The organism is Bdellovibrio bacteriovorus (assembly GCF_002208115.1).
GTDB lineage: Bacteria > Bdellovibrionota > Bdellovibrionia > Bdellovibrionales > Bdellovibrionaceae > Bdellovibrio > Bdellovibrio bacteriovorus_C.
Genome location: NZ_CP020946.1, coordinates 363,958 through 390,034, shown reverse-complemented (window position 1 = coordinate 390,034; position 26,077 = coordinate 363,958). Strand labels below are relative to the sequence as shown.

32 protein-coding genes and 1 riboswitch are annotated in these 26,077 nt (G+C 49.5%); of the genes, 16 read left to right on the top strand and 16 right to left on the bottom strand.

Annotated elements, in window-relative coordinates; all coding sequences use genetic code 11:
- Positions 1-131: 131 nt before the first annotated feature.
- Positions 132-821 (bottom strand): uracil-DNA glycosylase, encoded by a 690-nt coding sequence (gene ung, locus B9G79_RS02015; RefSeq protein WP_088564065.1) that lies wholly within the window; start codon positions 819-821, stop codon positions 132-134.
- A 148-nt stretch (positions 822-969) separates the two neighbouring features.
- On the opposite strand from ung, the gene B9G79_RS02010 reads away from it, so the two are divergent.
- From B9G79_RS02010 to B9G79_RS01995, 3 genes are all read left to right on the top strand, one after another.
- Positions 970-1,371 (top strand): hypothetical protein, encoded by a 402-nt coding sequence (locus B9G79_RS02010; protein WP_011165831.1) that lies wholly within the window; start codon positions 970-972, stop codon positions 1,369-1,371.
- Positions 1,372-1,400: 29 nt separating this feature from the next.
- Positions 1,401-2,357: an aldo/keto reductase family protein gene (locus B9G79_RS02005; protein WP_011165832.1), complete on the top strand. Its 957-nt coding sequence runs from the start codon at positions 1,401-1,403 to the stop codon at positions 2,355-2,357.
- Positions 2,358-2,715: 358 nt separating this feature from the next.
- Complete coding sequence (locus B9G79_RS01995) at positions 2,716-3,081, top strand: AgmX/PglI C-terminal domain-containing protein (RefSeq protein ID WP_157678708.1); 366 nt, start codon at positions 2,716-2,718, stop codon at positions 3,079-3,081.
- Positions 3,082-3,092: 11 nt separating this feature from the next.
- On the opposite strand, the gene B9G79_RS01990 is transcribed toward B9G79_RS01995, so the two are convergent.
- Complete coding sequence (locus tag B9G79_RS01990) at positions 3,093-3,494, bottom strand: hypothetical protein (protein ID WP_226988072.1); 402 nt, start codon at positions 3,492-3,494, stop codon at positions 3,093-3,095.
- Between the two features lie 179 nt (positions 3,495-3,673).
- Here B9G79_RS01990 and B9G79_RS01985 point away from each other — a divergent pair, with 179 nt between their 5' ends.
- Entirely contained in the window at positions 3,674-4,204 is a 531-nt protein-coding gene (locus B9G79_RS01985; RefSeq protein ID WP_088564062.1) for a hypothetical protein, read from the top strand.
- Positions 4,205-4,338: 134 nt separating this feature from the next.
- Positions 4,339-4,436: riboswitch (purine riboswitch) on the top strand.
- A complete protein-coding gene (locus B9G79_RS01980) occupies positions 4,429-5,298 on the top strand; it encodes an endonuclease I family protein (protein ID WP_088566743.1) in 870 nt (289 codons plus the stop codon). Its footprint overlaps the riboswitch before it by 8 nt.
- Before the next feature lie 12 nt (positions 5,299-5,310).
- Here B9G79_RS01980 and B9G79_RS01975 read toward each other — a convergent pair whose 3' ends face one another.
- The gene (locus B9G79_RS01975; RefSeq protein WP_088564061.1) at positions 5,311-6,201 is read right to left on the bottom strand and encodes a M14 family zinc carboxypeptidase; all 891 of its coding nucleotides are present in this window, start codon (positions 6,199-6,201) and stop codon (positions 5,311-5,313) included.
- A 172-nt stretch (positions 6,202-6,373) separates the two neighbouring features.
- On the opposite strand from B9G79_RS01975, the gene B9G79_RS01970 reads away from it, so the two are divergent.
- From B9G79_RS01970 to lexA, 4 genes are all read left to right on the top strand, one after another.
- Positions 6,374-6,595: a hypothetical protein gene (locus B9G79_RS01970; protein WP_148278880.1), complete on the top strand. Its 222-nt coding sequence runs from the start codon at positions 6,374-6,376 to the stop codon at positions 6,593-6,595.
- Positions 6,596-6,698: 103 nt separating this feature from the next.
- A complete protein-coding gene (locus tag B9G79_RS01965) occupies positions 6,699-7,040 on the top strand; it encodes a hypothetical protein (protein ID WP_088564060.1) in 342 nt (113 codons plus the stop codon).
- Positions 7,041-7,097: 57 nt separating this feature from the next.
- Complete coding sequence (locus tag B9G79_RS01960; protein ID WP_088564059.1) at positions 7,098-7,766, top strand: general secretion pathway protein GspD; 669 nt, start codon at positions 7,098-7,100, stop codon at positions 7,764-7,766.
- Between the two features lie 122 nt (positions 7,767-7,888).
- The gene (gene lexA, locus B9G79_RS01955) at positions 7,889-8,605 is read left to right on the top strand and encodes a transcriptional repressor LexA (RefSeq protein WP_226988073.1); all 717 of its coding nucleotides are present in this window, start codon (positions 7,889-7,891) and stop codon (positions 8,603-8,605) included.
- Between the two features lie 17 nt (positions 8,606-8,622).
- Here the strand turns inward: lexA and B9G79_RS01950 are convergent, their stop codons facing one another.
- Positions 8,623-9,057 (bottom strand): hypothetical protein, encoded by a 435-nt coding sequence (locus B9G79_RS01950; protein WP_088564058.1) that lies wholly within the window; start codon positions 9,055-9,057, stop codon positions 8,623-8,625.
- Positions 9,058-9,190: 133 nt separating this feature from the next.
- A complete protein-coding gene (locus B9G79_RS01945; protein ID WP_088564057.1) occupies positions 9,191-9,655 on the bottom strand; it encodes an FHA domain-containing protein in 465 nt (154 codons plus the stop codon).
- Positions 9,656-9,964: 309 nt separating this feature from the next.
- Between B9G79_RS01945 and B9G79_RS01940 the strand changes: the two genes are divergently transcribed.
- Both B9G79_RS01940 and B9G79_RS01935 read left to right on the top strand, forming a co-directional pair.
- Positions 9,965-10,252: a hypothetical protein gene (locus B9G79_RS01940; RefSeq protein WP_088564056.1), complete on the top strand. Its 288-nt coding sequence runs from the start codon at positions 9,965-9,967 to the stop codon at positions 10,250-10,252.
- 142 nt (positions 10,253-10,394) lie between these two features.
- Entirely contained in the window at positions 10,395-10,781 is a 387-nt protein-coding gene (locus B9G79_RS01935; protein ID WP_232468992.1) for a hypothetical protein, read from the top strand.
- A 74-nt stretch (positions 10,782-10,855) separates the two neighbouring features.
- Here the strand turns inward: B9G79_RS01935 and B9G79_RS01930 are convergent, their stop codons facing one another.
- A complete protein-coding gene (locus B9G79_RS01930) occupies positions 10,856-11,554 on the bottom strand; it encodes a pirin family protein (protein WP_088564055.1) in 699 nt (232 codons plus the stop codon).
- Between the two features lie 122 nt (positions 11,555-11,676).
- On the opposite strand from B9G79_RS01930, the gene B9G79_RS01925 reads away from it, so the two are divergent.
- Both B9G79_RS01925 and B9G79_RS01920 read left to right on the top strand, forming a co-directional pair.
- Positions 11,677-12,534 (top strand): LysR family transcriptional regulator, encoded by an 858-nt coding sequence (locus tag B9G79_RS01925; RefSeq protein ID WP_088566741.1) that lies wholly within the window; start codon positions 11,677-11,679, stop codon positions 12,532-12,534.
- Positions 12,535-12,536: 2 nt separating this feature from the next.
- Entirely contained in the window at positions 12,537-13,034 is a 498-nt protein-coding gene (locus tag B9G79_RS01920; protein WP_088564054.1) for a GAF domain-containing protein, read from the top strand.
- A 73-nt stretch (positions 13,035-13,107) separates the two neighbouring features.
- Here B9G79_RS01920 and B9G79_RS01915 read toward each other — a convergent pair whose 3' ends face one another.
- The 6 genes from B9G79_RS01915 to B9G79_RS01890 all read right to left on the bottom strand — a co-directional run bounded on the left by B9G79_RS01915 (position 13,108) and on the right by B9G79_RS01890 (position 17,850).
- The gene (locus tag B9G79_RS01915; protein WP_088564053.1) at positions 13,108-14,031 is read right to left on the bottom strand and encodes a hypothetical protein; all 924 of its coding nucleotides are present in this window, start codon (positions 14,029-14,031) and stop codon (positions 13,108-13,110) included.
- Positions 14,032-14,062: 31 nt separating this feature from the next.
- Positions 14,063-15,001: a hypothetical protein gene (locus tag B9G79_RS01910; protein ID WP_088564052.1), complete on the bottom strand. Its 939-nt coding sequence runs from the start codon at positions 14,999-15,001 to the stop codon at positions 14,063-14,065.
- A 339-nt stretch (positions 15,002-15,340) separates the two neighbouring features.
- Positions 15,341-15,784: a hypothetical protein gene (locus tag B9G79_RS01905; RefSeq protein ID WP_088564051.1), complete on the bottom strand. Its 444-nt coding sequence runs from the start codon at positions 15,782-15,784 to the stop codon at positions 15,341-15,343.
- A 187-nt stretch (positions 15,785-15,971) separates the two neighbouring features.
- On the bottom strand, positions 15,972-16,343 hold the full coding sequence (locus B9G79_RS01900; RefSeq protein WP_088564050.1) for a TraR/DksA family transcriptional regulator: 372 nt from the start codon (positions 16,341-16,343) through the stop codon (positions 15,972-15,974).
- Positions 16,344-16,807: 464 nt separating this feature from the next.
- Entirely contained in the window at positions 16,808-17,152 is a 345-nt protein-coding gene (locus B9G79_RS01895) for a hypothetical protein (RefSeq protein WP_088564049.1), read from the bottom strand.
- Positions 17,153-17,241: 89 nt separating this feature from the next.
- Entirely contained in the window at positions 17,242-17,850 is a 609-nt protein-coding gene (locus tag B9G79_RS01890; RefSeq protein WP_011165850.1) for a TetR/AcrR family transcriptional regulator, read from the bottom strand.
- Between the two features lie 136 nt (positions 17,851-17,986).
- Between B9G79_RS01890 and B9G79_RS01885 the strand changes: the two genes are divergently transcribed.
- Positions 17,987-19,279, top strand: a complete 1,293-nt coding sequence (locus B9G79_RS01885) for a penicillin-binding transpeptidase domain-containing protein (RefSeq protein WP_232468990.1) — start codon at positions 17,987-17,989, stop codon at positions 19,277-19,279.
- A 451-nt stretch (positions 19,280-19,730) separates the two neighbouring features.
- Here B9G79_RS01885 and B9G79_RS01880 read toward each other — a convergent pair whose 3' ends face one another.
- Together B9G79_RS01880 and B9G79_RS01875 are read right to left on the bottom strand one after the other, a co-directional pair.
- A complete protein-coding gene (locus B9G79_RS01880; protein WP_088564047.1) occupies positions 19,731-20,312 on the bottom strand; it encodes an FxsA family protein in 582 nt (193 codons plus the stop codon).
- A gap of 16 nt (positions 20,313-20,328) precedes the next feature.
- Positions 20,329-21,096, bottom strand: a complete 768-nt coding sequence (locus B9G79_RS01875) for an exodeoxyribonuclease III (RefSeq protein ID WP_232468989.1) — start codon at positions 21,094-21,096, stop codon at positions 20,329-20,331.
- A gap of 60 nt (positions 21,097-21,156) precedes the next feature.
- Here B9G79_RS01875 and B9G79_RS01870 point away from each other — a divergent pair, with 60 nt between their 5' ends.
- Both B9G79_RS01870 and B9G79_RS01865 read left to right on the top strand, forming a co-directional pair.
- On the top strand, positions 21,157-21,684 hold the full coding sequence (locus B9G79_RS01870) for a peroxiredoxin (protein WP_088564045.1): 528 nt from the start codon (positions 21,157-21,159) through the stop codon (positions 21,682-21,684).
- A 2-nt stretch (positions 21,685-21,686) separates the two neighbouring features.
- Positions 21,687-22,850, top strand: a complete 1,164-nt coding sequence (locus B9G79_RS01865; protein ID WP_088564044.1) for a hypothetical protein — start codon at positions 21,687-21,689, stop codon at positions 22,848-22,850.
- Here B9G79_RS01865 and B9G79_RS01860 read toward each other — a convergent pair.
- Both B9G79_RS01860 and B9G79_RS01855 read right to left on the bottom strand, forming a co-directional pair.
- Positions 22,847-23,536, bottom strand: coding sequence for a response regulator (locus B9G79_RS01860; RefSeq protein WP_088564043.1), 690 nt, complete (start codon positions 23,534-23,536; stop codon positions 22,847-22,849). The two genes, B9G79_RS01865 and B9G79_RS01860, sit on opposite strands and share 4 nt — an antisense overlap.
- Position 23,537: 1 nt before the next feature.
- On the bottom strand, positions 23,538-26,054 hold the full coding sequence (locus tag B9G79_RS01855) for a response regulator (RefSeq protein ID WP_088564042.1): 2,517 nt from the start codon (positions 26,052-26,054) through the stop codon (positions 23,538-23,540).
- Positions 26,055-26,077 lie beyond the last annotated feature (23 nt).

Genomic DNA, 26,077 nt, shown 5'->3' with positions numbered 1-26,077 from the left:
AATCCTCCTGGTGAATAATTGAGACCTTCTTATATCTTAGCCAAGGTCCCCAGTGAAGACTAGAGCTTTTACCCTTGCAGGCTTGATATAAAACACCGGGATGGATCTATTTTGGACGCCCCCCGAAGGAGTTAAACCAGGTTCCAGTTGATTTCGCCAATACCCTTGGATTTCAGATAGGCATTGGTTTTGGAGAAGGGCTTAGTCCCAAAGAATCCGCGGTGAGCGGACAATGGCGATGGATGCACAGCCTCTAGCACCAGGTGTTTTTTACGATCCACGAAGGACGCTTTTTTCTGCGCGTAAGAACCCCACAGAATGAACACCAGATTTTCTTTTTCTTCGTTCAGCACGTGGATGATCTTGTCGGTGAACTCTTCCCAGCCCTTGCCTTGATGGGCAGCGGCCTTTCCGTCCTCGACTGTCAGCACGGCATTTAGCAACAACACACCTTCTTGAGCCCATTTGGTCAAGGAGCCACTTTGTGGAATGGTCGCGCCCACGTCGTCGTGAAGTTCTTTAAAGATGTTTCTAAGAGACGGAGGAAAACGAACGCCGTCTTGCACAGAAAAACAAAGTCCGTGCGCCTGACCGGGGCCATGATAAGGATCCTGCCCGACGATCACCACTTTCACTTTGTCAAAAGGAGTCAGATTCATCGCCGCAAAATAGTCATCGCCACGGGGATAAATCGTTTTACCCGCCTTGTATTCAGCAGATAAAAAGTTTTTCAGCTTCTTCATGCGCTCGGTTTCAAATTCGAGGTGAAGATGCTGCTTCCAAGATGAGTCTAATTTGATTTCTGACTTAATATTTTCCATCTCAATCTGACACAGGTCTATGGTCCAGGTTCGGGATTCTAATGCAAACCTATTCGATTTCAAATTATTTTTTCGGTGCCAGTCTTCTTGACCAGACAAAATTCGACCCCATTGTTACACTATAACTACGAGGAAAAGGAGGCCGCCTATGACGACCCTTCTCAACCCCACCATTGAGCTTATTGAGCAAAATCCTGAGGTTAAGTCCTTTATCTACCAGCAGATCGCAGAGTTTGAACACTTTGTGACTCCACAGACTGTGGTTGCGGTAGTAGCCCGGGATCCCCGAAAACTTGCGCTCCAGTATGAAACAGACGGGCGCGAATTCACCCGCGAGGGTCTGAAGAAACTGTATCGTATTGCCATCGTCTTAAACGAGGGCGGCGCGAAGGCCGAGGCTGAAGGCGTCCACGAGGATATCTTCGAAGCCATTAGGCTTGCTAAAGACAATCTGATGCAAAAGCTGGTGGCGATTCAGGATTCCGTGGTCAGTCAGCAAGACCGAATCATCGAAATCAATCATTACTTGCAACATCCGGTTCTTCATTAAGATAATGGGGCTTCTGCAAGGAGGCCCTGATGTTCAATCCCAATATGCCTTACCGCAGCGTTGGCCGTTGCGGTCTTAAAATCGGCACCTATTCTCTGGGTGGATGGACCACCTTTGGTGGCACCGTCAAAGACTTCACTTCCGTCCGCAGCATTCTGCGCCTGGCTTATGAAGCCGGAATCAATTTCTTCGACATCGCCGACATCTACGCCAAAGGCGAATCCGAACGCATCATGGGCGGAGCTTTAAAAGATTTCCCGCGCCACGAGCTGGTGATTTCATCAAAAGTCTTCTGGCCGATGAGTGAAGACATCAACGACAAGGGTCTTTCCCGCAAACACATTCTGGAATCCGTGAACAAGTCATTGCAACGAATCGGTACGGATTATCTGGATATCTATTTCTGCCATCGTTATGACCCGGAAACCCCGGTGGAAGAAACAGTGCGCATCATGGATGATTTAATTCATCACGGAAAGATTCTGTACTGGGGAACCAGCGAATGGACCGCTGAACAGATTCAGGAAGCCATGGACATCTGCGACAAGGGTGGTTACTACAAACCGCAAGTCGAACAGCCGCAGTACAACCTGCTTGTGCGCGACAAGTTTGAAACCAATGTGCAACCCAAAGCCCAACAACACGGCATGGGCCTAGTCACCTGGTCGCCGCTTGCGTCTGGCATGCTGACCGGAAAATACGACAAGGGCGTCAGCGAAGGCCGCCTGTCGCGCATCGACTGGTTGAAGGACACCTTCTATACCGAAAAGAACAGTCAGCGCGTGTGGGAACTTAAAGGCATCGCCGACAAACTGGAATGCAGCCGCACGCAATTGGCACTGGCATGGACCGCCGCCCAACCGGGAGTCAGCAGCGTGATCCTGGGCGCAACCAGCATCGAACAACTGCAGGAAAATCTGGGCGCCTTGAAGGTTGAAATCACACCAGAGATCGACAAAGACATTAAAAAGATTTTCGCTTACTAATGAGACAAACAAAAGGCTGCCGGGAAATCCCCCGCAGCCTTTTTCTTTCACTACTATTTGACTGTACCCGCCAAAATAAATCACAGAAGATAGAACCATGCCCACCTATAAAGAAAAATCAGCCATATTTTTCTACCTTATTATTCTACTGGTCCCGATCGTTATTTTATTCGATTACTCGTTGGATCAATGTATCGCGAGCGGGTTAGGTACTTGGGAAACTACATGCGGCCCCGAAGCTAAGACGCATGTCCTATATTCATTTATTATTTTTCCAGCATTTGCTGCATTATCGTGGATCGCCCATAAACGAAGTGGAAAGAACAACAACGAGACCGACCAATAACGGGAGTTTTAATTGAAAGAAAAAGTTATCCTCACCCTGATGATGCTAGCTCTAGCTTCTTGTTCAAATGTACCTACGCGCGAAGAACGATTGGACGCGACGGAAAAAGCGACCAACCGCACGCTCGATCAAAATCAAGGTGCTTTCAAGTCCTGCATCCAAGATGCAGTAAAGAGATCGCCGGGCCTGGATGGAAGAGCAACGCTTGTTTGGATTCAAAATGAAGATGGCTTTGTAAAGAATCCGCGCATTCGCGAAATGAACTTCAAAGATCCTGCATTTGAAGACTGCATTATCTCCAAAATCAAGGCGATGAAGTTTCCACCTTCCGCCGAAGACTCCCGAACCAAGGTCAGCCTTGAGTTAATCGTGAAATAAGATTAGCGAGTCTACCACCCCATCGCGGGAATTTTACGATACCCCGACGGAATCTCCGAGTTCTCGGTCTTGATAATGATCTCATCACCTTCGGTCTCGAACTCATCCGGGCCGAGGGTCAGACTTAGGCGGAAGTCGCCTTTGTATTCCAGATTCAGTGGCAGGAAACCTTTTGGTTTGTCGTCGATTTCCAGTTGACCTTCAGACACGTAGCCCACAGGTGGCACGCGGTTCAGGCGGGGATTTTTGATGGTGATTTTAGTGGTGACACTGCTGTTGGCTCTTTCCAGAACGTCGGTGGTTTCATCCACCACACTCAGAATGCACTCCAGATCCAGCACCAGGCTGTTGTTGTCATGCACAGCCTTCATAAGCTGAGACTTTTCAATCTCCATCATCAAATACTTAACCAAGGAACCCCTCCAGAAACATCGGCAGTATTCCATAACGCTTTGGCAGCGACAAGATTCACCGCGAAAGCCGCTGTCACCTGTCTGAACCTTGAGCAGTCCGGAATCTTTTTCAGGCGCCTCGGCCACCATCTGGAAGGCCCACGGCCTTTAAGGTATAACCAGCGCTTTCAGGAGTACCCATGAACCGCCTGCTTGTACTTGCCATGCTTTTGTTCCCGGCCCTGTCCTGGGCCCACAACTGCCAAGAGTTTCTGACATCCGACTGGCCCGCTGACGAAGGTTACGCCTGCGAAGTCACGAAGCCGGATCTGGCCAAACTTCAAATGCACAAGGTGGAAGTCTGTATTGGTTCGGTGCCTTACCGTGATGGCCAGCGCTACGCCAAAGCCGAACTGAAGTACATCCCGCTTTCCCAATATGAAAACATCTATAACCGCTCCGAGGGTCTTCACACCAAGTTCCTGAACTCCACCTACATTCACGCCTGGGCGGGAGAAGAGATGCAGGAATCCCCAGAGTTCCTGACCATGAAAGCCCTGGAAGAGGGCTCCACCTTGACCTACACCCCGGATGTCCTCAATCAGCTTCAGTTGGACAAAAGATCCCTGCAGGCCCGCCTGACTGTTCAGTCCCGCGAAGCGGCTTTGATATTCCAAAATGAGTGGAAAAAAATCTGGGACCTGCGCCTGAAATGCCAGAGAGTTTTCTGAAAAAATCTTAAAAAGCAGGGCTAAAAACCGCCCTGTTTCCGATAATTTGTCGAATATGACACCTCCGCACCGCGCAAATTTGTTTGTATACGGTTGGTTTTCATTAAGTTGTTGCAACCACGGAATCTTTTGGAAATAACTTCATAGTGTTTCCCCGTATATGCTGCGAATAGGGCGCAGCGTTTCTACCAGGCACCTCAAATGCCTGACTATGGAGGTTCTTTGTGAAGTTGACCGCAGTTTCTCTTCTGGTGCTGGTATCCACGCTTTGTGGGCAATTCGTTTTTGCAGCTCCTTCTTCCGGCGATGTTCCTTATTATGGCGAAAAATTCCACCACGATCTGGCTTCCGGAATTTCCAACGACGATCTGAAAAAGAACATTCAGTTTGTTCTTCGCAGTTTCCACCTTCGTGTGAACGGCAGCTACGATCAGATCGTGAACGGCTGCAGCGGCGACAACTGCTATCAGCATGTTTCTCTGGGTTACGACGGCGCTCGCACCTTCCTTCTGGGTTCTTTCTATTTGGTTGATGAAGGTCACGGGGACTATGCCGTGAAGGACGTTTACTGCGACTCTATCCGTGGCTCTGCTGATTTCCGCGGCGGCAATGCTCCGGCTCCGGGCAGAATTCCCGATGGCAACATTGTGAACACTGAGCACACCTGGCCGCAATCCAAGTTCTCTGGCCGCCACAACAAGAGCATGCAGAAAGCTGACATGCACCACTTGTATCCTACTGACAATGAAATGAACTCTATCCGCGGCAACAACCCATTTGGTGAAGTTGTTCAGGACAGAAAACCCCTGAAATGCAGAGTATCCCGTTTCGGTCGCGCAGCTCAGGGTGGCGCTGACGTGTTCATGCCACCGGCAAATCACCGCGGCAACGTGGCTCGCGCTTTGTTCTATTTCTCTGTAAGATATGACCTGCCAATTGATTCCCGTCAGGAAGCGACTTTGCGCAAGTGGTCCAAAGAAGATCCAATTGATGATGAAGAAATCAGCCGCAACGACGAGATCCACAAGATGCAAGGGAACAGAAACCCGTTCATCGATTTCCCGGGTCTTGAAGATTCTATCGGTGATTTCTAGAAAGCCCTGGAACTAGTGTTCCAAGGCGACAGGTAAAAAGCTCGTTGGAGAGGAGGCTGTGGAAGTCTCCTCTTTTTTTTGCTCTGCAGAGGTTTCGTATTTCACCAGCGTCCCGATAATATCCTGAAGCTGATCAAACGGCGCCAGATTCGGCGGCAGATTGTCTTTCAGTTCCATCGTCAGCACCGGTGTTGAACGCTCGACCCACATGTAACGACCCAAGGACCCAGGGTAGTTCCCCAGGGACTTCCAAGGAAGGTAATCAAACTTGGGCGGAGATTTCACTTTCGGTCCGTCGTAATCCAAAACTTTGAGCGGTGTGTGAACAGATACGATAAAATCCGGCTGGAAGTCACCAAGGTGCTTCATCGCGCACTTGGTTTCTGGCTCACTGCCACCTTCTTTACCCGGGAAACGGCGTGGGTTGGAGCCCGTAGAACGCCTCCACGCAGTCAAAGCCCCCGCATCCCAATCTTTGGTTGGGAAGTTGCGGTTGATATCAATCTTGTTCGCGTTGTAGCGGGTTTTGTATTTCACGCCATCCGGGTTCAACACCGGAATCACACGCCAGGAATTGCGCGGATCGATGCCTTCCAGACGCTCCATCCAGTAACGGCCCACGGTGCCTGCCGGCGTTTCATCTCCGTGAATCATACTGAACACCAGAACCTTTTTGGCTCCAGGGGTGGAAGAGATCTTTTCATAATGATAGATAGGCCGGCCTTCCGCACTCACGCACTGAGTGTCGATTTGCACCTTGGCACAAGCCTGATGCAAAAGCTTGTCGTCCCAAGCGCCCGGAAATTTTTTGAGCTCATTGATACAGTCTTGCTGAAGATCAGGGAAGTTCGCCTTCGCCCCAACAACTGTCATAAGGATCGCGCTAAAAATTAATGCTTTCATAGTCCTCTTAACCACTCAGCAATCATTATCGCTGTGTCTGCGAATTCTCTCAAGATGAGAAAGTGGCTTTTTTTGAATCAAGCTGAGAATCCTTACAAATTGACTAAAGTCTTGCAGGCTTTCGTCCGTAAAAGAAAGGGTGTGACCATTAGGACTCAGTGTGGAGGCAAGTATGTTGAATAGAGGTAGTTTTAGTTTCGTAGCGATGCTGGTAATCAATCCCGTCGTGATACTGTTTTATCAAAACTGCTCGATGGCGCCAGTAAGCCACGCAAAAAACTCCACACCGATCCCTGTGATCACCCGCCAAGTGGCTTCCGAGTCACAGCCCGTGATTGCCGATATCAAACCGGTCTGTAAGGACGAAAAGAAAGAATGCCCACGCAACGAATAACATTCGTTACGTGCATATCTGAATTCTTTATATACCTTTTACCTATGATGGTCTGCTTGTTACAACTAGCTCTTGAAGCATAGTTAGAAACAAGGAGGCTTCTATGAAACAAATCACTATCGCACTTGCCGCAATCATGGCTTTGGCAGCATCTCCTGCCCAGGCCTTTTTGTCGTCTCAGGACGAGACCACGCTGCTGGCGACCCTGAATCAGGAAAACCTGACCCCTGGAGTTCATTACAACGACATCCGCTGCTCTGTGCGCAATAAAAAGTGCCTGGTTAAAATGGAAATCAAATCCCAGAAGGCCGGCTGCCTGATTGAGCATATGAACGACGTCAGCGATCTTTATACTGAATCCACCACTCGCGACAACCACGTCCGCATGGTTTTATCCCCTTACGCTGAACAAGCGCTGGCATCTTGCGTGGCGGGTCTGCTGTAAAGCTGGACTTGCCCGTCTTTGGAAGGTCTCCTAGCCTAAACAGCGCTAGGAGGATCCATGCTTAAGTACGTTATCTCAAGTTTGTTTGTTTCCATTCTTACTCTGTCCCAGGCGTCTGCTGCCGACAAAATCAAAATGTATTTCAATAACGAGGAACTGACCAAGGTGATCGAGATTTACTCGAAGGCCACGGGTCAGAAGTTCATTATTGATCCGGGCGTGCGCGGAAAAATCTCAATCTATAATCAAGAGGCTCTGGAGCCGGCTGAAGCGTTCAATCAGCTTTCCATCGCCCTTGCCACCAACGGCTTTGCGATCAGCAAACAAAACGACGTGATGGTGGTGAAATCCGCGCGTAATGTGCAGCGTGATTTGATCGAGGTCAGTTCGGAAGTTCCGTCCGTATTCCCGCAGCGCATGTACACCTGGGTGGCGACGCTGAAGCATGTTTCTGTTTTGGATCTGAATCGCGATCTGCGCATCCTGCCTTCGCGTGATGGCGAGATGAATGTGAATGCGGCGGCCAACCAGATCATCTTCACCGACTGGGCAACGAACCTGAACCGCATCGCTGAAATCCTGAAGGCTGTTGATAAACCGGTGGACCCAGCCACCAAAAAGCTGGTGGATGCTTCCCGCCGCCATCATGGCCCTTCAAACGGCCCAGCGCACAAAGGCCCGGCACCGAAGCATGACGAGGCTGGAAAAGCCCCTGAGAAGCAATAAAACCCGCTTCCAGCGCGAAAAACGACGAAGGACTGGCCCAAGGGCTGGTCCTTTCTTTTTATAAAAATAGGCTATTGACTTACATATAATTTACACTGTAATTTCATATGTAAGTTATGACGATGAAAACGCCCCTCCCACCACTGACACCGAAAGAAAAATCCGTCCTCGAGTTTATCGAGGCGCACATCTTAAGTTCAGGAGTTTCGCCGTCATATCAAGAAATTAAGGATCACTTCGGTCTGGCTTCGTTCAACTCGGTTCAGAATTATCTGAAGCAGTTGACGAACAAGGGATATATCTCAAATCCCCAGAACTTGAAGCGAGCCATTCAGGTGCTCCACTCCGCTTCGGCGGTTCAGGATCAGCTGCAATCGAAAACGGTCTCGACGAAGACAGGATCTCCTCGCACTCAGCTCCTCCAGGCTCGTGACGAGATCCTGTCACTTCCCCTTCTTGGGAAAGTGGCGGCAGGCCAACCTATTGAAGCCATCAAACACGACGAGTTCGTGGACGTCCCCCCTTCCATGGTCAGAAATCCTTCCAAATCCTTTGCGCTGAAGGTGCAGGGCGATTCCATGATTGAAGACGGGATCTTTGATGAAGACATCATTTTGATTCAGAAACAGAATTCCGCCAACAACGGCGACATCATTGTGGCAACGGTAGATAATGAAGCCACCGTGAAACGCTTCTATCTGCGCCCCCGCCCGGAAACTGGGGACGCAGATAAGATGGTGGAATTGCGCCCATCCAATTCAACGATGAAATCCATGTGGTATACCCCTGATGAGGTTGAAATCCGTGGGATCGTTGTCGGCCTGATCCGTAAATTCTAATTAAACTGTAAACAGTTTCATTTATCTTCCAAATTAGACCAATTAATTTGATCGATATATAGGATCAGATCTGAGTCCGTTATCAGTCGGCTGCTATCACAAAGACGGCCAATCTTTCCATTTCTTAGGGCTAAAAAATGCCTCCAGATTACCGGATAGATCAAAATGGCCTGATAAGAGACTCCTAACCAAGAAAAGAGCACCAAAAATAGGATGCTACTCAAATTTTTTTTCTGAGAGCTTTGTTGTTTCATCCTGTATTCATGAGCAAGTTCTGAAGAGTATGGCAACAACTCCCCAGTAAATGGACAATACCACTTTCCAACTGCCTTAAGTCTTTCTTGCAACACGCCAGCCCTAGAGTGCCTCTCATTTTCAAACCACAACACGACCAAGGAGCTGATGACCGCCAACCCGACTCCATAAATATACAATTCAACTATGTAGTTCATGCGTGCCTTTCTAAATATAAATTTTAGTACAAATGCCTTGATGACAATCCGCTCATATAAGGAAGCATTGGAAAACCCTTCTAAAAGGTTTTACTAATAAAGGCTCAAAAAACACTCAAAACCATCGGCAGTATTACTTCATGAGAACCAAGATGCTGAAAGATCGCGCCAATTCCAAACCCAAATAGTTTCCTATCTTAACCTGACCGTGAGGTGGACGAGGGACCAAACTGGAACTGCCAAAATCCACAGTTATAGTTTCCGCATCCTTCGATCCATCAAACTTCTTCAAATACCGCTCAATGTCCTCCGCCCCCAGCCCAACATATGTGCCATTTGAAGAATTGTAGTCCTGCACAAGAACATAGCCTGCCTCGCTAAATGTTAAGCTGGCGTGCCCTGGCATATCCTCATTCTTGTATGAGGATATCTGAATATTAGGCACGGTCAGAAAGATACAGCGTCGTCCATAATGGCGCATGATGGCATCGAAGTCCTTCGCATGACCGCGGTCTGGCGACAGGCGGGCAACAAAGAACATGAACGGAATAGCGTCTTCAGCTATTGAAATGGATACAAGCTTATTAGCTATATTCAATACCTGTCTCTTACACATCTAAAAAAAAAAGGGGGGCTAAAAGGTAGAGGCTACTCAATTTCTGAGCGTCCGGAAGACGCAAACATCGCAATTCTAATAAAGTATGGAGTAAGTGACCCAAAAATTGAGACCAAGATATTCTCGACTCCCGTCTATGACTTTGTTCCATCAAAAAGTCACACAACAACAGTTACAAATAGCTGGGGAAGTAAGGTCGGGGAACTCACAACAACAACTCCCTCCTCATTAAACTACGCCGGACAGCGCACTCACACCGAACAAATTACCACCTTCAAACGTTACATTTCCATGACTGCAATCGACCTTGAGAAATTTACGGAAAGTAAGAAGATCACTCCATTGTGGAAAGTCACTACATCCAGCGAAGGTACATCCAACGATCTTACATCAACCCTTCCTTACCTTCTCGTATCTTCAGAATATTTCATTGAAAGAGATAGCCGTGGCATCTCTAAAGGAGTTAAAGGGCTAGACGACCTGAGAATTGTTCGTCTCCGCAATGAAGTAGACAGTAAAAGATACCTCTCGTTACCACCAGAAAAGGATGAGATTAAAGAATTTGAAGATTTAAAATAGTCCCCCTGGCACTGCCATTGCTTTTACGTCTCCGCGAGTCGTCCATATCGGATACCGCAGCGGGGACGAAGAATTCCCGCTGTTTTTCTAAAATTTAGTTCCAGCTTCTGAAAACTGGGACAGAAAACAAAGGGGATTTAAAATGAAAACCATCCAACTTCTAAGCACCGTTCTTGTTATGTCCATGCTGACAGCCTGCGCCGGTGGTGGCGGCAGTGATTCCAAGGATTCTGCGAAAGCTCAAAGCGTTGATGCCAACGGATACTGCACTCAGGAATACCTGACTTTGTATAATGACGTAGCTCTTGAGTTCGCCCACCTGCAATCCATGCTTGGTGGTATTCCAAATGAACAACTGATCCTGAATCAGATGAAAGAAACAAATGCCTCCTGCAAAAGATTGTTCCCGAAATATGCGGACGTGACCTGTAAGACGGAACTTCAAAACCAGGTTCAGGAAATCGGCAGTGGTATATATAAAGAAGGCTGCCAGATGCTGAAAGAAGGCATGGCTAAACACGGCCTTTAATTTTCAAAAACAAAAAGCGCCCCGTTTCTTCAACATGGGCGCTTTTTTTATTTCCAAATCGTATTGCTTTACGACTAAGGCATGTCGAACAGAATGAACTCTGCGCCTTTACCCCAGGAAAGCTTCAGTGTTTCCACATCCGTGATCGCCGCACCGTCACCTGCCGTCAGGGATTTTGAATCCACCTGCACATCACCTTTAATCACCTGCACCCACAGATGTCTGTGCGGATAGGTCTTGTGATTTTTTTCACCAGCATCCTGGGCTTTTGCCACATACATGTCCACATCCTGATTCATGGTGATGGAACCACCACGGCCCTTGTGCGAAGCCACCAGAATCAAATCACTGCAACCGAAGCTGTCAGCAAAGTTCTTCTGCGCATAGCCTGGCTCTACCCCGACTTTGTCTGGCTTGATCCAGATTTGCAGGAAGTGAGTTTCCTTGCCCGGGATGTTGTTGTATTCAGAGTGACGAATCCCCGTGCCCGCGCTCATGCGTTGCACTTCGCCTGGTTTGATCACGGCCACGTTACCCATTGAATCTTTATGCGCTAGCTCGCCGTCGATCACATAGGAAATGATTTCCATGTCACGGTGAGGATGAGTGTCGAAACCCGTGCCGCCTTCAATGCGGTCTTCGTTTATCACACGTAGCGGGCCATAACCCATGAAGTTTTCGTCATAGTATTCGGCAAAAGAGAAAGTGTGTTTGGAGTTCAGCCATCCGTGTTGAGCCAGACCGCGTTCGTTGGATTTTCTTACCTGAATCATATGTTGCTCCCTTTTTTAAAAGTCGTGTTTGTCTTTCGTAATAGACTTTACGGCTTTCAGACGATAAATAAAATTTGAAAGATTTTATCATCTTGATAGCTTTTAATTATCATGAGGAAACCGTGAATTTAGACCAGCTGGAGTTCATTAAAGCCGTTATCGAATGTGGAAGCTTCCGTGCGGCTGCCGACAGGGTGGGCCGCTCTCAGCCCGCCTTAAGCGTTGCTATCAAGAATCTGGAGGACGAACTGGGCCTTCAGATCTTTGACCGCTCTGAATACAAGGTGAAGCTGACCCCCGAAGGCCAGGCCTTTTATGCTGTGGCAAAGAACACTCTGGAATCCGCCCAATACACCACCCGTGTCGGTATCGAACTGGGACGCCAAAAAGCTGATACAGAACTGCATATTTCCGCCGACCCCCTGATTTCCACCGAAGTGCTGGAGATAATCGCTCTGGAGTGCGCCCGCCCCACGTTGCCGGTAAATCTGATTTTTAGTAAATCCATCCTGCAAGGCGGATACGAACGCCTGCTGGAGGGTGAAATTGATCTTGCGATCGCGCCTTCCCCCAAAAACAGCGAAGATCTGGAAAGTATCTTCCTGGAAGACGTCACCCTGGTGGCGGCCGTGTCGCGCCGTCTGCTGCAGGAAAAACGCAGCCCCACCAAGGACTTCCTGATGAAGCACCCCCAGATTCTGGTCTATAACAGCCAGATCAAACCCAGCAAAGAACCCGGCCACAAGATCTACGTCCCCGATCACCACACCAAAGTGAAAATGATCGAAGGTGGTGTCGGCTGGGGCCGCATCGCCAAAAGCGAATGCACCAAAGAAAAAAATCTGGTGCTGATTGATAAATCCATCGCTTCTGAGACCCATCTTGAGCTATGTTTGGTCCGTCCCAAAAACCGCCCTATCGGCGTCACGGCCCGTTCAGTTTGGAATGCCTTTCAGAAACGGTCCACTCAAGGGAGATAGATATGCAACAGCACACGTCCATCAACTATTCAGATAAAACCAAGTTCTATAAAGAGCTGCACTCCGAAGCCGAAGGCCTGGCCGAAAAAGAATGGTTCGTGAATCTTGCGAACTTTGCAGCCCTGCTGAAACAGCACCTGCCCGAGATCAACTGGGTGGGATTTTATTTGCTTCATAACAACGAACTGCTGCTCAGCTCTTTCCAGGGACTGCCTGCCTGCACGCGCATCGCGATCGGAAAAGGTGTGTGCGGAACCGCGGCAAAAACACTGCAAACTCAACTGGTGGCAGACGTGGATCAGTTCCCAGGGCACATCGTGTCTGATGCCGCCTCTAAATCTGAAATCGTGGTGCCGTTGATTCATAACGGAAAACTGCTGGGAGTTTTGGATGTCGATGCGCCGGTCTTAAACCGCTTTGATCAAGAAGACCAAAAGGGTCTGGAGAAATTTGCAGAGATTCTTTTAAGAAAAACCCAGTGGCCGGAAAAGTTCGCTTAAATGAAGAACCCCACAGCCCGAAACGGACTGTGGGGCTTTCAATGGATTTAGTCTCACACGACGCATGAGGATGCTAATTCATGCGTGTCAGAGTCATCGTTTCTTCTTTGCCGTTAAAATAAACCTTCATATCCGTGCAGGAATATTCGTAACGGATTTCATTATTGGATCCGTCGATATAGCTGATGCTGCCTTCGCTCCAGTGACGGGCGCAGGCGCGATCATACTTCAGACCCTTTGATTTCAGTGCGAACACCACTTTCACTTCGACCTGCTTGCCATTGTTGTCCGGTTCCATAACCCCGGAAACCCCGAAGAAGCCGTCAAACTTGGCGCTGCCTTTGGCGTAAGGCTGAGCCATGTCGTCCGGAGTGTAGGTGTTTTCCCACTGACTTTGCCATTTCCAGTTCCAGTTGAAAGCCACAGGCGTTTTCGCGTGACCATCAACCGTGCCGGTGTAAGCAGAGTTGTAACCCAACGTGCTGGAGGTCTTTTTCACCTCAAAGAAGCCGTTGTAAATATCCGTGAACTCTTCATGGGAAGCGATGTAAGAATTAGAGAAGTCGAAATCATAACGATATCCACCGCCCCAGCCCTTGTTTTCAGCGCCTGCCGCATCTTTGAAGTCCACGATCTTGTAAGCGCCGACTCTTTTCGCGTAACCAGAGTCACCGTCACCGGAAATGCGATCGCAGTTGTATTTCACTTCCAGCGTCAGAGGAATGTCGTCGCCATCCTCGTCCACCGGAGTTTCCGGATTCTTTTTGGTGCAGGAATCAAATGCACCCAGGAACCCCACCGGCATTTGCACCGGGCTTACCGCGTTTTCAGACGGCACCAGACTTGCCAGCGCCGTGGAAACCCCTTGAGCCGTGAAGATCTTTGAAGCCTGCGCCAAGGTGACATTGCCACCAGCCGCTGTCAGAGCCCCACCGCCCCCGCCGCATCCGTTCAGCAGCAGGCCCAAGCCCGCCACCGCAAGAATACTTTTCTTCATAACATACTCCTTTCTGAGTTCGATCTCAGGATTAGAAGTTGTAAGTGATAGAAGCTTGAGTCAGAACGTCGTTACCGTTGATTTGACCGGTTGTGGAACCAGCAACAACACCGTCCAATGCGAAGTTGTTGTATTTCAAACCAACACCCGCAGCGACAGTCGTGTCATTTTTATTTGTGATCACGCCATCAGCCGGAGCCGCCTGATTTTTATCCTGAACACTGCTTAGCAGGAAGCTTTGGGAAACAGACGCACGAACCACCGCCCAGGAAGTCACTTCTGCTTCAACACCCGCGAAGATTGGCAGGTTCAAAGCCGTGATCTCAGAACCCAGTTCACGTTTTGCGTAAGCCAAAGAAACACCATAGTAAACATTCTTGATCTGACGGCTCAAAACACCCACTTCAGCGCCCAGGTCTTTCACGTCAGTGTCACCCGCAGCCGCTTCGTATTTGCCGGAACCCCAGTTGAATTTACTGAAGAAGTAACCAGTTGCGCCCATCTCTTTTTCAAAGTTCAAAGTGATGTAAGGAGCGCCCACAGTTTTGTCGGTGCCAGTCTCAGTCACGGCGATAGCTTCAACCGTACCAGAGAACTCCATGCCGTCGCGGTCCACACCGTAACGAACTGCCAGGTACTGTTCTTTCACGTCAGTGGTTTTGTCTTCAGAGTTGGACAACGCCACAGAAGCACCCCAGCCGTCTTTGGCATAGAACACTTCAACCGGGTTGTTCTGATTTTCAGAAGCTACCGCACCTGCGCGCAGGCTTTGCTGGATCGGGCTCAAGTGACCTACGTATACACCCATGTTTGCGCCCAGCTCTTCACCGAACAAACCACCTTCAGCTTTTGGAGCCGCCGTGTTTGTGGATCCACCCATTTCAAGTGTCAGGTATTTACCCAAAGAGTTTACGTGCGCCGGATTCTCGAAAACAGTTTGAGAATCTTTCAGGAACTCTGCTTTTTGCAAAGCTTGAACGCGTGCTTTAGATGCGTGTGCCTGACGTGCGACAATGAGGTCAAATAATTTTGAATTTAGTTTTGATTTGCATGACTCGCGCGCAAATCTTTTGTACGCGTGATTTTAAAAACCAAAAGCACGAAACACTCTGCCAGCGCGGGTTTCACGGGCACGAAATCGTGTCGTATTTTTATCGCCAGCAAAACACAACTGTCCGTGCGCACCCCCTTAACAGGGGGATCGCTCGTGTGTTCTCTGTTCTTCAGAAACGGAGCAGTGGGTTCTTAAAACGAAAAAAGCCGGCTTGCATTTCACAAACCGGCTTTCAAATTTTGATTTATCTAACGACTAGTAAAGGTCGCGATAGTCTTCTTCGATCGGAGAAGTCGTGTTGCCTTCAACATAAAGAACAACGCTGTTGTTTTTCAAAGAAGGATGTTGAACCTGAACTGTGCAAGAGCTCCAGTCCGCGCCCGGTGTCCAGGAAACTTTCAATTCATAATCCTGAGTATAAGTTTTGGAAGCGGAATCATAAGAGCTGTTCAAAAGAATCACGCGCTCAACGTCGCAAGTGAAACCATCTTGTTCGGAAGTCACAACACCTTTTGGATCAATCAGATTCAAAGCCTGGTTTTTAACAACCACGCGCAAAGAAACGATGCCATCCTGATTGGAAGCATCTACGGCTTTAACAGCCACGGTACGGCCGTTTACAACGTCTACATATTTGCTGCTCCAGGCTTGAGCGGAAGAGGCCACCAACAATGCAGCGACAGCGGAAAGAACTTTCATCTTTTAACTCCTTGGTTGTTTTGATGAGGGCGTTCTAGCACAGCCCCACCCCAAAACCAACGCAACGAGTTAAGTAGTGGTAAATTTACAGGTAATCTTAAAAAAACAAAGGGATGGTCGCAAGCATGCGCCATCCCTTCTAATCCCCTCGAGATAATACTAAATCAAATACGTTTGAGCTGACGGTTTAGCCGCGAGCGTAGCGTTTATTCATGGATTCGCGGATCTCAGCACCTTCGATGCTCAGGCGAGTCCAAGGAATAGCGCGAAGTCTTTCAGGCTCAATCGCCTCTTCAGTCTCTTCGCAGTAACCGAATGTGCCGCCCTCAATGCGAGCCAAGGCGCTTTCGATTTCCATCAGTTGACCACGCAGTCTTTCATGCATGCTGAGGAATTCTTGTTCAGCCAAAACGCGAACCGTTTGGTCGCCTTCATCGCCGCCCTTTTCCTCATTCTGGTCCAAGTTCAAACGAGCTTCTTTCACTCTATTGAGGATATCCTGCTTCGTTTGCAAAAGCTTTGTACGACATTCAGTCACCAGCTTTTCAGAGATAGCCATATTGCCCCCTCGAGTTCCTTCCAGCTTAAGTGCCAATTTGGAACTGACCTATTAAGTTCTAGACCTGTAATTTTTGCAAGCAAAAAATCTTACATTAACTTAAAATTAAATAAAGCGTTGTAAATCCTGACGAATCCTTAACTGCGGCCATGGGAGCGCCATAGCGGCTGACCTCAAAAACCCATCTCCAAGTCATCTTCTTACAATTATAATCCCAATTTTGATTAGATCGCCCGCTCAAACTCGCAACGCGTTAGAATTCTAGCCCTCAGTTTGCGAAATGAAAATAGAAAGGGGCTTTTTCCCTCGAAGAATCTCAGATTGAAGCGAGTTTGCCGACTGACAGTCGTTGAAAGCCCTTAGAACAAGGCCCAGAAATAAAGAAGGCGACCTGCTATGAGGTCGCCTTGCACGATTCAGGATCGCTTCTCCCCCGAGAAGCGTCCCACAGGCATATATAAAGACTAATTAAGACAAGAAGCCACACGCGCCAGCAAATCCCCGGTTGCGGCGTTAAGTTGTGTGGCCATCTTTTTCCCCTGAACTCCGCGAGTGCGGAAGGCTTGAGCGGATTGATCCATCTCTTTCGAGACGGCTTTCACAGCCGACCCCTTGGCTGTTTTCATTGTCGTGGAGTATTCCTCCAAAGAAGACGCGAAAGTTTCGTGATTGTTCACCAGGCTTGCCATGATCTGGGCCTGAGCCTTCTGCATGGCCTGAAGTTCTTTTTTAAGCTCTGCACACTGGGAAGCCGCCATGGAATTGGAAGCAAACAGAATCACGGCGAAGAATGTGGCGATGGTTTTCATGTCAGAGCCTTTCGTTGATGACTCTGACCTAAAGCAATGAGTCTGCCAGCTGAGAACGGCTTATATTCGCCCTCAGGTGACATTTTAGGCTAGGACTTTAGAAATTTTTCAAACTCGTTCTTTGTTTCGCCAGAAGTATATGGCAACAACAGACGGGCCACGTGGCGTTTACCACGCTCGATGCTGCGCTTGCCGGGCTGCTTTTCTGCGGATTCAAAGAACTGCAGGAAGGTCGTCGCCATCGCCAGCAGGGATTCGGCGATGTACTGCATTTCAGAAACTTCGGCGATCTTCACCATTTTGCCGTCCTTCACCCACTGGCGGTAAAGGATGACCATCAGTTTCATCATTTTCTGGATGTGGTTGCGCCACATCTTCGCCAGTTGCTGGTCACGGCGGCGAAGGGCGTACATTTCGCGGTGGAAGAAACGATAGCGCCAGTACAACTCGAAGTTGTCGCTGATGAAGACCAGCGGAGTCGACTTCTTGGCACGGCTGGGGCGCCAGACGTCGTAGGTCTCTTTCGCCATTCTCTTAAACAGCTCAATCAGGATCTCTTCCTTGTTGTCATAGTGGAAATACAGGTTGCCGGGGCTGATATCCATGGCTTTCGCGATATGATTTGTCGTGATAGCCACAACGCCGCTGCGATTGAAGAGTTCGATGGAGGTGACGAGAATGCGTTCTTTGGTCTTCATGCTTATTAGTCTTTAGTCCAAGTCCCCTCGAGAGTCACGAGGAATAGGCCTGAAAAGCGCACCAGAATGGCATTTCCAGTGACTTCTTCTGAGAATGCCCTTGAAAGCGTTAAAAAATTGGTGCTACCATAAAATAATGTCATCTAAAAACAATTATAAGTTGCTAAAACTGCTCGTTTTTTCAGGAGCTTGCCTGGTAGGCCTTTATTCTCTGTTAGGTTTTACGTCCTCTGCGGACAGCCAAGAGGTTCAAGCTCACAAGAAAATCAAATCTCAACTTGAACAGCGCACTCAGTTGGCAAAAGCCATTGGCTCGAAAGTTCGCGCCAATGATCTGCCAGAGTCTCTTAAGATCCCATGGAACGGCGAAGAGCAGGCCGTGAAATTGAACTACACCATCGACGACACTCTTCAACGTGAAGCCGACCGCCTGCTGAAATCCTACAAGCCTGACTATGGCGCGGTCTTTATGATCGACGCAATGACCGGAGAAGTTCTGGTAATGTCGAGCTTCCAGCGTGACGATGCCGATGCTCCGAACCTGAATCTGCAGGCCACGTTCCCGGCCGCTTCCGTTTTCAAGGTTGTCACGGCCACAGCGGCAGTTGATAAAGCCGGCGTCAGCCCTGAAAGCAAGATCCGCTACAACGGCGGCGCTTACACTCTGTACAAGAAAAACGTTCTTTCTGACAAAGTGACCCGTTGGACCAACGTGATCACCCTGAAAGACGCCTTCGCCCGCTCGATCAACACGGCTTTCGGTCGTCTGAGCATCGAAAACCTGCACCCCGAAGACCTGAACGAATACGCCAACCGCTTCATGTTCAATCAGGAAATCCCCGCGGACTTCCCGGTTGAAATGGGTGTGGCTTACGTTCCGCCAGGCAAAGGCTTTGAAATGGCTGAAGTGGCTTCCGGTTACAACAAAACCAACCGCATGAGCCCGGTTCAAGGCGCAATGATCGCCGCTGCTGTCGCCAACGACGGTCAGGTTGTAATCCCTTACCTTGTGCGCAATGTGACTGATGAAAAAGGCGAATCCCTTTACGAGGGTTCAACTTTGAACAACGGCACGATCATGACCAAAGAATCCGCCGCGAAAGTGCGAGAGCTGATGGAAAGAACAGTCCTGGCAGGAACCTCCCGCCGCTCGTTCCGCCCGATCACCAAAGACCGCAAGTTCCGTGAAATCGAAATGGGCGGTAAAACCGGTCACCTGACTGGCGACAACCCAAGAGGTCGCACTGACTGGTTCGTGGGCTACGCCCAAGATGGCGAACGCAAGATCGCGGTTGCTGCTATCACTGTGAACAAAAAATTCTGGACAGTTAAATCTGCGCATTTGGGTCAGTCCATGTTCCGCAAATACTTCGGCCCAGTGGTTTCGAACCAACCTAAAAACGGGCGCGTGGTTTCTTCCACCAAGTAGGCTCCCGGATGCGGCAGAGAGAGGCTAAAGCCGACCCCGCCGCTTCGAACACATCCTCGCTCTACACTATTAACGCTGGCTTCCGCCGGCGTTTTTTGTTTTCGCTGCGGAACTTGCAGCGGATTCGTCTTTATCCTCCCTCTGCCACAACGACAGCTTGGTAGGACAATCAGATCATTTTAGGTTGGAGCAAAATTGCGCACGAGCGCTATGAGACTGCTTCGAGGGTTTGGGAAGATTGGGTATGTGAAATGCAAAAAGCGAAATGAGCTTCCTCATTTCGCTTTTTATGGAATTTGAGCCTCTTCGTTTTCCGAGGAGGTTCGAATGCCGAACAAACTACTTACGCAAAGTAATGTTCGTCGTTTTTTGAGGAGCTTTAAACGGATCTTAAGACTAGTTTTACTGGTTCTTGAGGTCCTTCAAAGGCCTCTGAATTGGGGAAGCTCGCTTATTTGTCTTCTTTTGGTTTGCTGTCTTCGTGGGTGATCTCTAGAGGTGTTACGTCCAATACTTCGGCCTGAATTTCGCGTTCTTCTCTTACTTCTTCGAAGCCGCCGCCTTGATTTCTGAATTCGTAGTAGCGGAAGCCGTTGTTGGCTTGGCCGTTACCCATGCCGCCCATTCCTGCGCCGAAGCCGAAAGGTCCGCCGCCGAAATTGAAGACTCTGGCAGAGCCCTGGGACATTTTTTTGGCCATGTAGGTTTTGAATCTCCAGATGGCCAGATGGCGAAGACCTGGAAGGAACAAAACCACTGCAACGACTCGGGCGAAGAAGCTTGGAATCAGGAACAGCAAACCTGACAGGAACAAAGCGCCGGAATGAAGGATTTTATTTCCGGGTTGTTGCCCGCGCATCATGGAGGTTTGCAGGCTCATCAAAGCCACGCGGCCTACGGTGGTCATGATCAGGAAGCCCAGCAGGCAGGGCAGCAAGTACAGGCCCAGCGTGTTCAGGAAACCCCACTCTTGCACGGCCAGGAAAAAGATCACCAGCTCTGCAACGATGAATGGAAATGGAATCATGATCATTTGTGGACCCCTTTTTCTAGATATCCAAAGTGGCTACGACCGGGCAGTGGTCCGAGCCTTCGACTTGGTCGAGAATATCTGCTGAAGCCAGGTATTTCTCAAGGCCTTTTGAGACACAGATGTAGTCAATTCTCCAGCCGCGGTTTGAAATGCGTGCCATTTGGCGATAATCCCACCAGGAGTAACGCTTTGCTTCGGACGGCTTGAAATAACGGAAGGTGTCGATGAAACCAAGGTCCACGAATGAATCAAACCAGGCACGTTCTTCAGGGAAGAAGCCGCTGACTTTGGACAGACGGACAGGATCATGGACGTCGATGGCCTCGTGAGCCACGTTATAATCCCCGACCACAACCACCTGACGTCCGGTCGCCAGCTTTTCTTTCAGATGCAGATTCAGATCTTTCAGAAATTGTTGCTTGAAGTTATGACGAACATCGCCGGAACCGCCGTTCGGGAAATAGATGTTGTACAGATCAAAAGGACCGTGATCGGAAATGATGATGCGGCCTTCTGACTGGTATTCAGAAATACCCCAGCCGTATTCCACGTTTTTTGGCTCTTCATTCACAAACGTCGCCACGCCCGAATAACCTTTTTTAACAGCCGAGGACCAGTAAGAATGATTCCAGGTGAGTTTCTTCAGTTCATTTTCCACCTGATCAATGTGAGCTTTTGTCTCCTGAATACAGAAAATATCCGGCTTTTCCCTGTTCACAAAATCGAGAAGACCTTTCTTGTGACAAGCCCTAATTCCATTCACATTCCAAGAGATGATTTTCACAGTTTCTCCTTGAGTTTCCACACCATCAAAGGCATCAATTAATAGCAAGGAGACACATCTATGCCAATGATTAATCAACCCGCTCCGCACTTTGCAGCTCAGGCTGTGTTTGATGGCGGCGAAGTTACAGATATTTCACTGAACGACTTCAAAGGTAAATGGGTGGTTCTGTTCTTCTATCCGCTGGATTTCACTTTCGTATGCCCGACGGAACTGACTCAGTTCCGCGAGCACCTGAAGGAATTCCACAATGCGGGTGCGACTGTTATCGGTTGCAGCGTGGACTCTGTACACTCTCACAAACGCTGGTTGCGTGATGACCTTGGAAACCTGGGTTATCCACTGATGGCCGATCTGACAAAACGTATTGCCCGTGATTACGGCGTGCTGTTTGAAGATCGTGGTATTGCGACCCGCGGCACCTTCATCATCGATCCAGACCAAAAAATTCAGTACATGGGCATCCACAATACATCCGTGGGCCGTGATGCTAAAGAAATCCTGCGCGTGCTTCAGGGCTGCCAGACCGGAGAGCTTTGCCAGGCCGGCTGGAAAGTGGGCGACGAACACATCACTCCACTGAAGTAACCATGAATCTGAAGGCTGACTATATCCAGCAGCTTCGTTCTTCCTACAAGGGGCTTGAAAAAGAGCCTCTTGAGGACATCGTTTCTGAAAATCTGATTTCACCGTTTACCGTGGCTCTGTCCCCGGACGTGATTCAGAAGGCGCAAAAGATCATCTCTGCTCTGTACAACATGCGCCAGCAGCCCTCTTATCTGCAGCACTACCAGTCTTTGATTGCCGAAAAAGGTCTGAAGGACCCGGGCAATAAATCCATCATGATGAGCTATGATTTTCACCTGGACGAGCATCAGAATCTGAAGCTCATCGAAGTGAACACCAACGCCGCTTTTCTGATCCTGGGCTATGAAATGTACCGCATGAAGGGGCATTCTCTTCCGGTTCCCGATTTCAATCCTGAAGAAATTCGCCGCTCCATCGAAACGGAAATGGAGCTGCAGGGGAAAAAAGCCGGCCCCGGCTTCAAAGTGGCGATCACCGACGATGCCCCTTTCCAGCAAAGACTGTATGTTGAGTTCCTGGCTTACAACGAGCTGTTCAAATCCTTCGGCTGGGATTCCCGCATTGTCGACTATCGCGAGCTGTTCAAGGACTTCCATCCGGACTTTATTTACAACCGTCACACAGACTTTTTCCTGACCGAACCCTCCAGTTCTGTTTTGCGTGAAAAGTTCCTGAGCCGTGACGCGTGCCTGTCACCGAATCCGTTTGAATATCTGATGCTGGCTGATAAGCAGCGCCTGATCGACTGGGGCACCCCTGGATTCCTTGAAAGCCAGGGTCTTACTGGCGAGGATCTGAACCTGGTTCGCACAGCGGTGCCGGAATCCTTTGATATCAGCACCGAGCGTGCCGACGAAATCTGGGGCAATCGCAAAAAGTTCTTCTTTAAACCGAAAAACGCCTTTGGCTCCAAACAGTCCTATCGCGGCGGCACCATCAGCCGCAGCACCTATGACAAGATCGTGGGTCAGGATATGATTGCGCAGGAATACATGCCAGCTCCGGAACAAACCTTTGAAACGCCGGAAGGACCTCAGGCTTTCAAGTATGATCTGCGTTGTTATGCTTATCAGGGGCGTATGCAAATGGTTCTGGCAAGACTCTATCAGGGACAGGTCACGAATCTGCGCACCACCTACGGCGGCTTTGCGACGGTGAAACTCTAAAACGTCTTTTTGGAACGAATCCACAGACGCAGTGGTGTCAGTTCTTTTTCCGTCAAACCAACAAAATGCACCTGGATCTTATAAAAGGTTTCGGTCGCGGTTTTGGTTTCCTCGCAGGCCGTAATTCTCAACGGCACCTTGCTGATACCAATGTCTTCATAAAGGCTGCTGGAAATTCGGGTCACCATCCCCAAAGGCATCGGAATGTTTGATTTGATTGTCATCCCCAGCTCAGACACCGCCATGATCTCTGTCTTGGTTTCCCATTCGGCCTTCGCATGCACGGGGGCTTCAACAAAGTGAGCAGTGTCTTTCTCAGTTTTCGCCAGCAGGTTTTGAATCTTGGCAGAAAGCAGCTCCGGGTCCACTGGTTTCACCACATAGTCATTCGCGCCGGATTCAATGCCTCGTTCGATATCAGCCTTTTCCCTCTTCCCCGTCAGCAAAATCACCGGCAGGTGCGCCAGTTGGGGATTGCTGCGAACCGTGCGAATCAGGGCATAACCGGTGGCTCCGCCCGGCATGATGGCATCTGTGATCATCAGATCAAAATGTTCATTGGTCAGCTTATCCAAAGCATCAATCGAATTCATGCAGGCCGTGACCAGGTGATTGTCCTTGATCAACAGAGCCTCTAAAGTCAGTAACACACTTTTTTGATCATCCACGATCAGTATTTTAGCCATCTTATGCCGCCCTCACTCTGGAGGAGTATGTCTTTAACTCCGAAAGACTTTCAAAAAACTTGCGTTCCGTCTGTTTCAGTAAAAACTCTGCTTCGGTAAAGTCCTGCAGATCCTCCAGCTTCTGACAAAGCTCAGACACCTGTTTGGCCCCCAAAGTCGCCGCACTGGATTTCAGAGCGTGGGCCGCTTCAGAGATCTTTTCCAGGTTCCTGGCCTCGATACCCTCACGAATTTCGTGCAACAACACAGGCCCTGTTTGCTCCAGATCCTCGATCAGCACTTCTGTCAGGCTGCGATCATTTGAAATCAGATCTTTCAGACTCTCCAAAGCTTTCAGATCCAGATTTTTCTCTGACGGCTTCAACCAGCGATGCAAGGTCGCGATCAGTTTATGAAGCTCCAAAGGCTTCGTCAAAAAGTCGTCCATGCCTGCTTCATAGCAGCTCTTTCGTTCACCACTGGTGCCCTCGGCTGTGAGCGCCACCACCGGGGTTTTGCGGCCCAGGGTGTTTTCCAACAGGCGAAGCTGCTTTGTCGCTTCATAGCCATTTAAGACTGGCATCTGGCAGTCCATAAAGATCAAGTCATAGGACTTGCTGCGGGCTTTTTCCAAAGCGATCTGACCGTTGCCGGCGATTTCCACTTTCAAACCCAGCTTGGTCAGATAACTTTCAGCCACCCGCTGATTGACGATCTGATCTTCAGCGACCAGCACATGGCCTGAGAAAATCTTGGCAAAACGAATCTCTGAACTCTGCAGCTGCACTTCCCCCGCGCATTCTTCAAGGTTCACCATAAACCAGAAATTGGATCCGACACCGGGCACACTTTCAACGCCAATCTCGCCACCCATCAGATCCACAAGCTGTTTACAAATGGAAAGCCCCAACCCTGTGCCACCAAACTTCATTCCGGCTTTTGCCTGGAAGTACTTCTGGAACAGCGAGCGCTTTTCATGCTCTTGCAGTCCCTGACCGGTGTCCTTAATTTCAAACAACAATGCCGTTTTGCCGTCGCTGTCGCCACGACTGGAAACTTCCAGACGGACAAAGCCTTTTTCCGTGAACTTCACCGCGTTCCCCATCAGATTCACCAGAATCTGGCGCAGGCGTCCGGCATCGGCGCGGTAATGCCAAAGATTCCGGCCATCAAAGCGGCACTCAAGACCGATGTTCTTTTCCGCCACCGTGGGCTTGAACATCTCCAGCACGTCTTCCACCAGGAACTGCAGATCCAGCGGCTGCGGATCCAGGCGGATCTTGCCCGCTTCGATTTTTGAATGATCCAAAAGATCATTGATCAGCATCAACAAGGACTCCGCCGAACGTTTGATATTTCCGACATAGTCGGTCTGTTCCGGATTCAGATGCGTGTCCGCCAACAACGTCGTCATACCGATCACGCCATTCATCGGCGTGCGGATTTCGTGGCTCATCGCCGCAAGGAAATCCGATTTTTTCTGAGACGCCTCTAACGCGGCCTCACGGGCGCGGATCCATTCCTGTTCGACCATCTTGCGACGGCTGATATCCTTAAACACAATCAGGGCGCCGGATATGCCGCCGTCAATGTCGTTCAGCGGACGGCTGGAAAGAGAAATATAAATTCCGTCTGGATGCTCGGCATTTTGAACAAAAATCTCCTGATCATCCACGCGATCACCACTAAGCGCACGATACAACGGCAGCTCTTTCCGCGTGAACGGGCGACCGGCCTCAAGATTAAAGAACCCCAACTGTTCCACACTGGAATCAGTTGCAATTTCCTTGATCCGGGAGCCGATGATTCGTTGCGCGGCTGCATTGTAATGGGTAAACCAGCCATTCTGATCCACGACGATCAGGGCCTCGCTCATGGAATTCAGGATTGTATCCAGCAGAATGGATTTTCCCTGCAGGGCTTCCACAGCCTTGCGGGTTTCGCGCTGTTCTTTTCTTTGCAAAACACGACTGACCACGATCAAAGCAATCGCCGCACACAAGCCCAGCAGGAAGTTCTTACCTTCTTTGGTGGGTTTGAATTTAATCGCGGGTGCGGACGCCGCCTGCATCTCGACCAGTTGATGGCGGATCTGATAGCGGGTTTTATCCAAAGACTCTTCGGTCTGCGCCGGACGGCGCTGCGGATTCATCACTTGCGTGTTGGCCGTTTCAATGTGCGCCCGAATCAGATGCCCCAGCTTTACGGCCATGGCGTGTTCGCGGGGTTTGTTGCGCACCAATTGCGACATTCTGGCCAGTTGCCCGTTCAAAGCGGTGATTTCACTGTTATAAGACTGCAAGTCGGTGGGCTGACGGGACACCAGGAATCGATCCTGGGCCGCTTCGGCGCGCACCAGAATCTGCTCTGTTGTGCGAAGCACTTCGGTCAGTTCACTCAAAGGTCGTTCAGAGTACTGGCTCAGCTTTAAAAGCTCGGGGTGCTGGAACGTAAGAAGCCCCAACCCGATGAGACCCATCAGACCGAACTCCACTCCAAAGCGTGTCAGCAGATTTTTAAGAAACGATGCTGAGCCCATGTATTCTTATCGGATTTTGGATC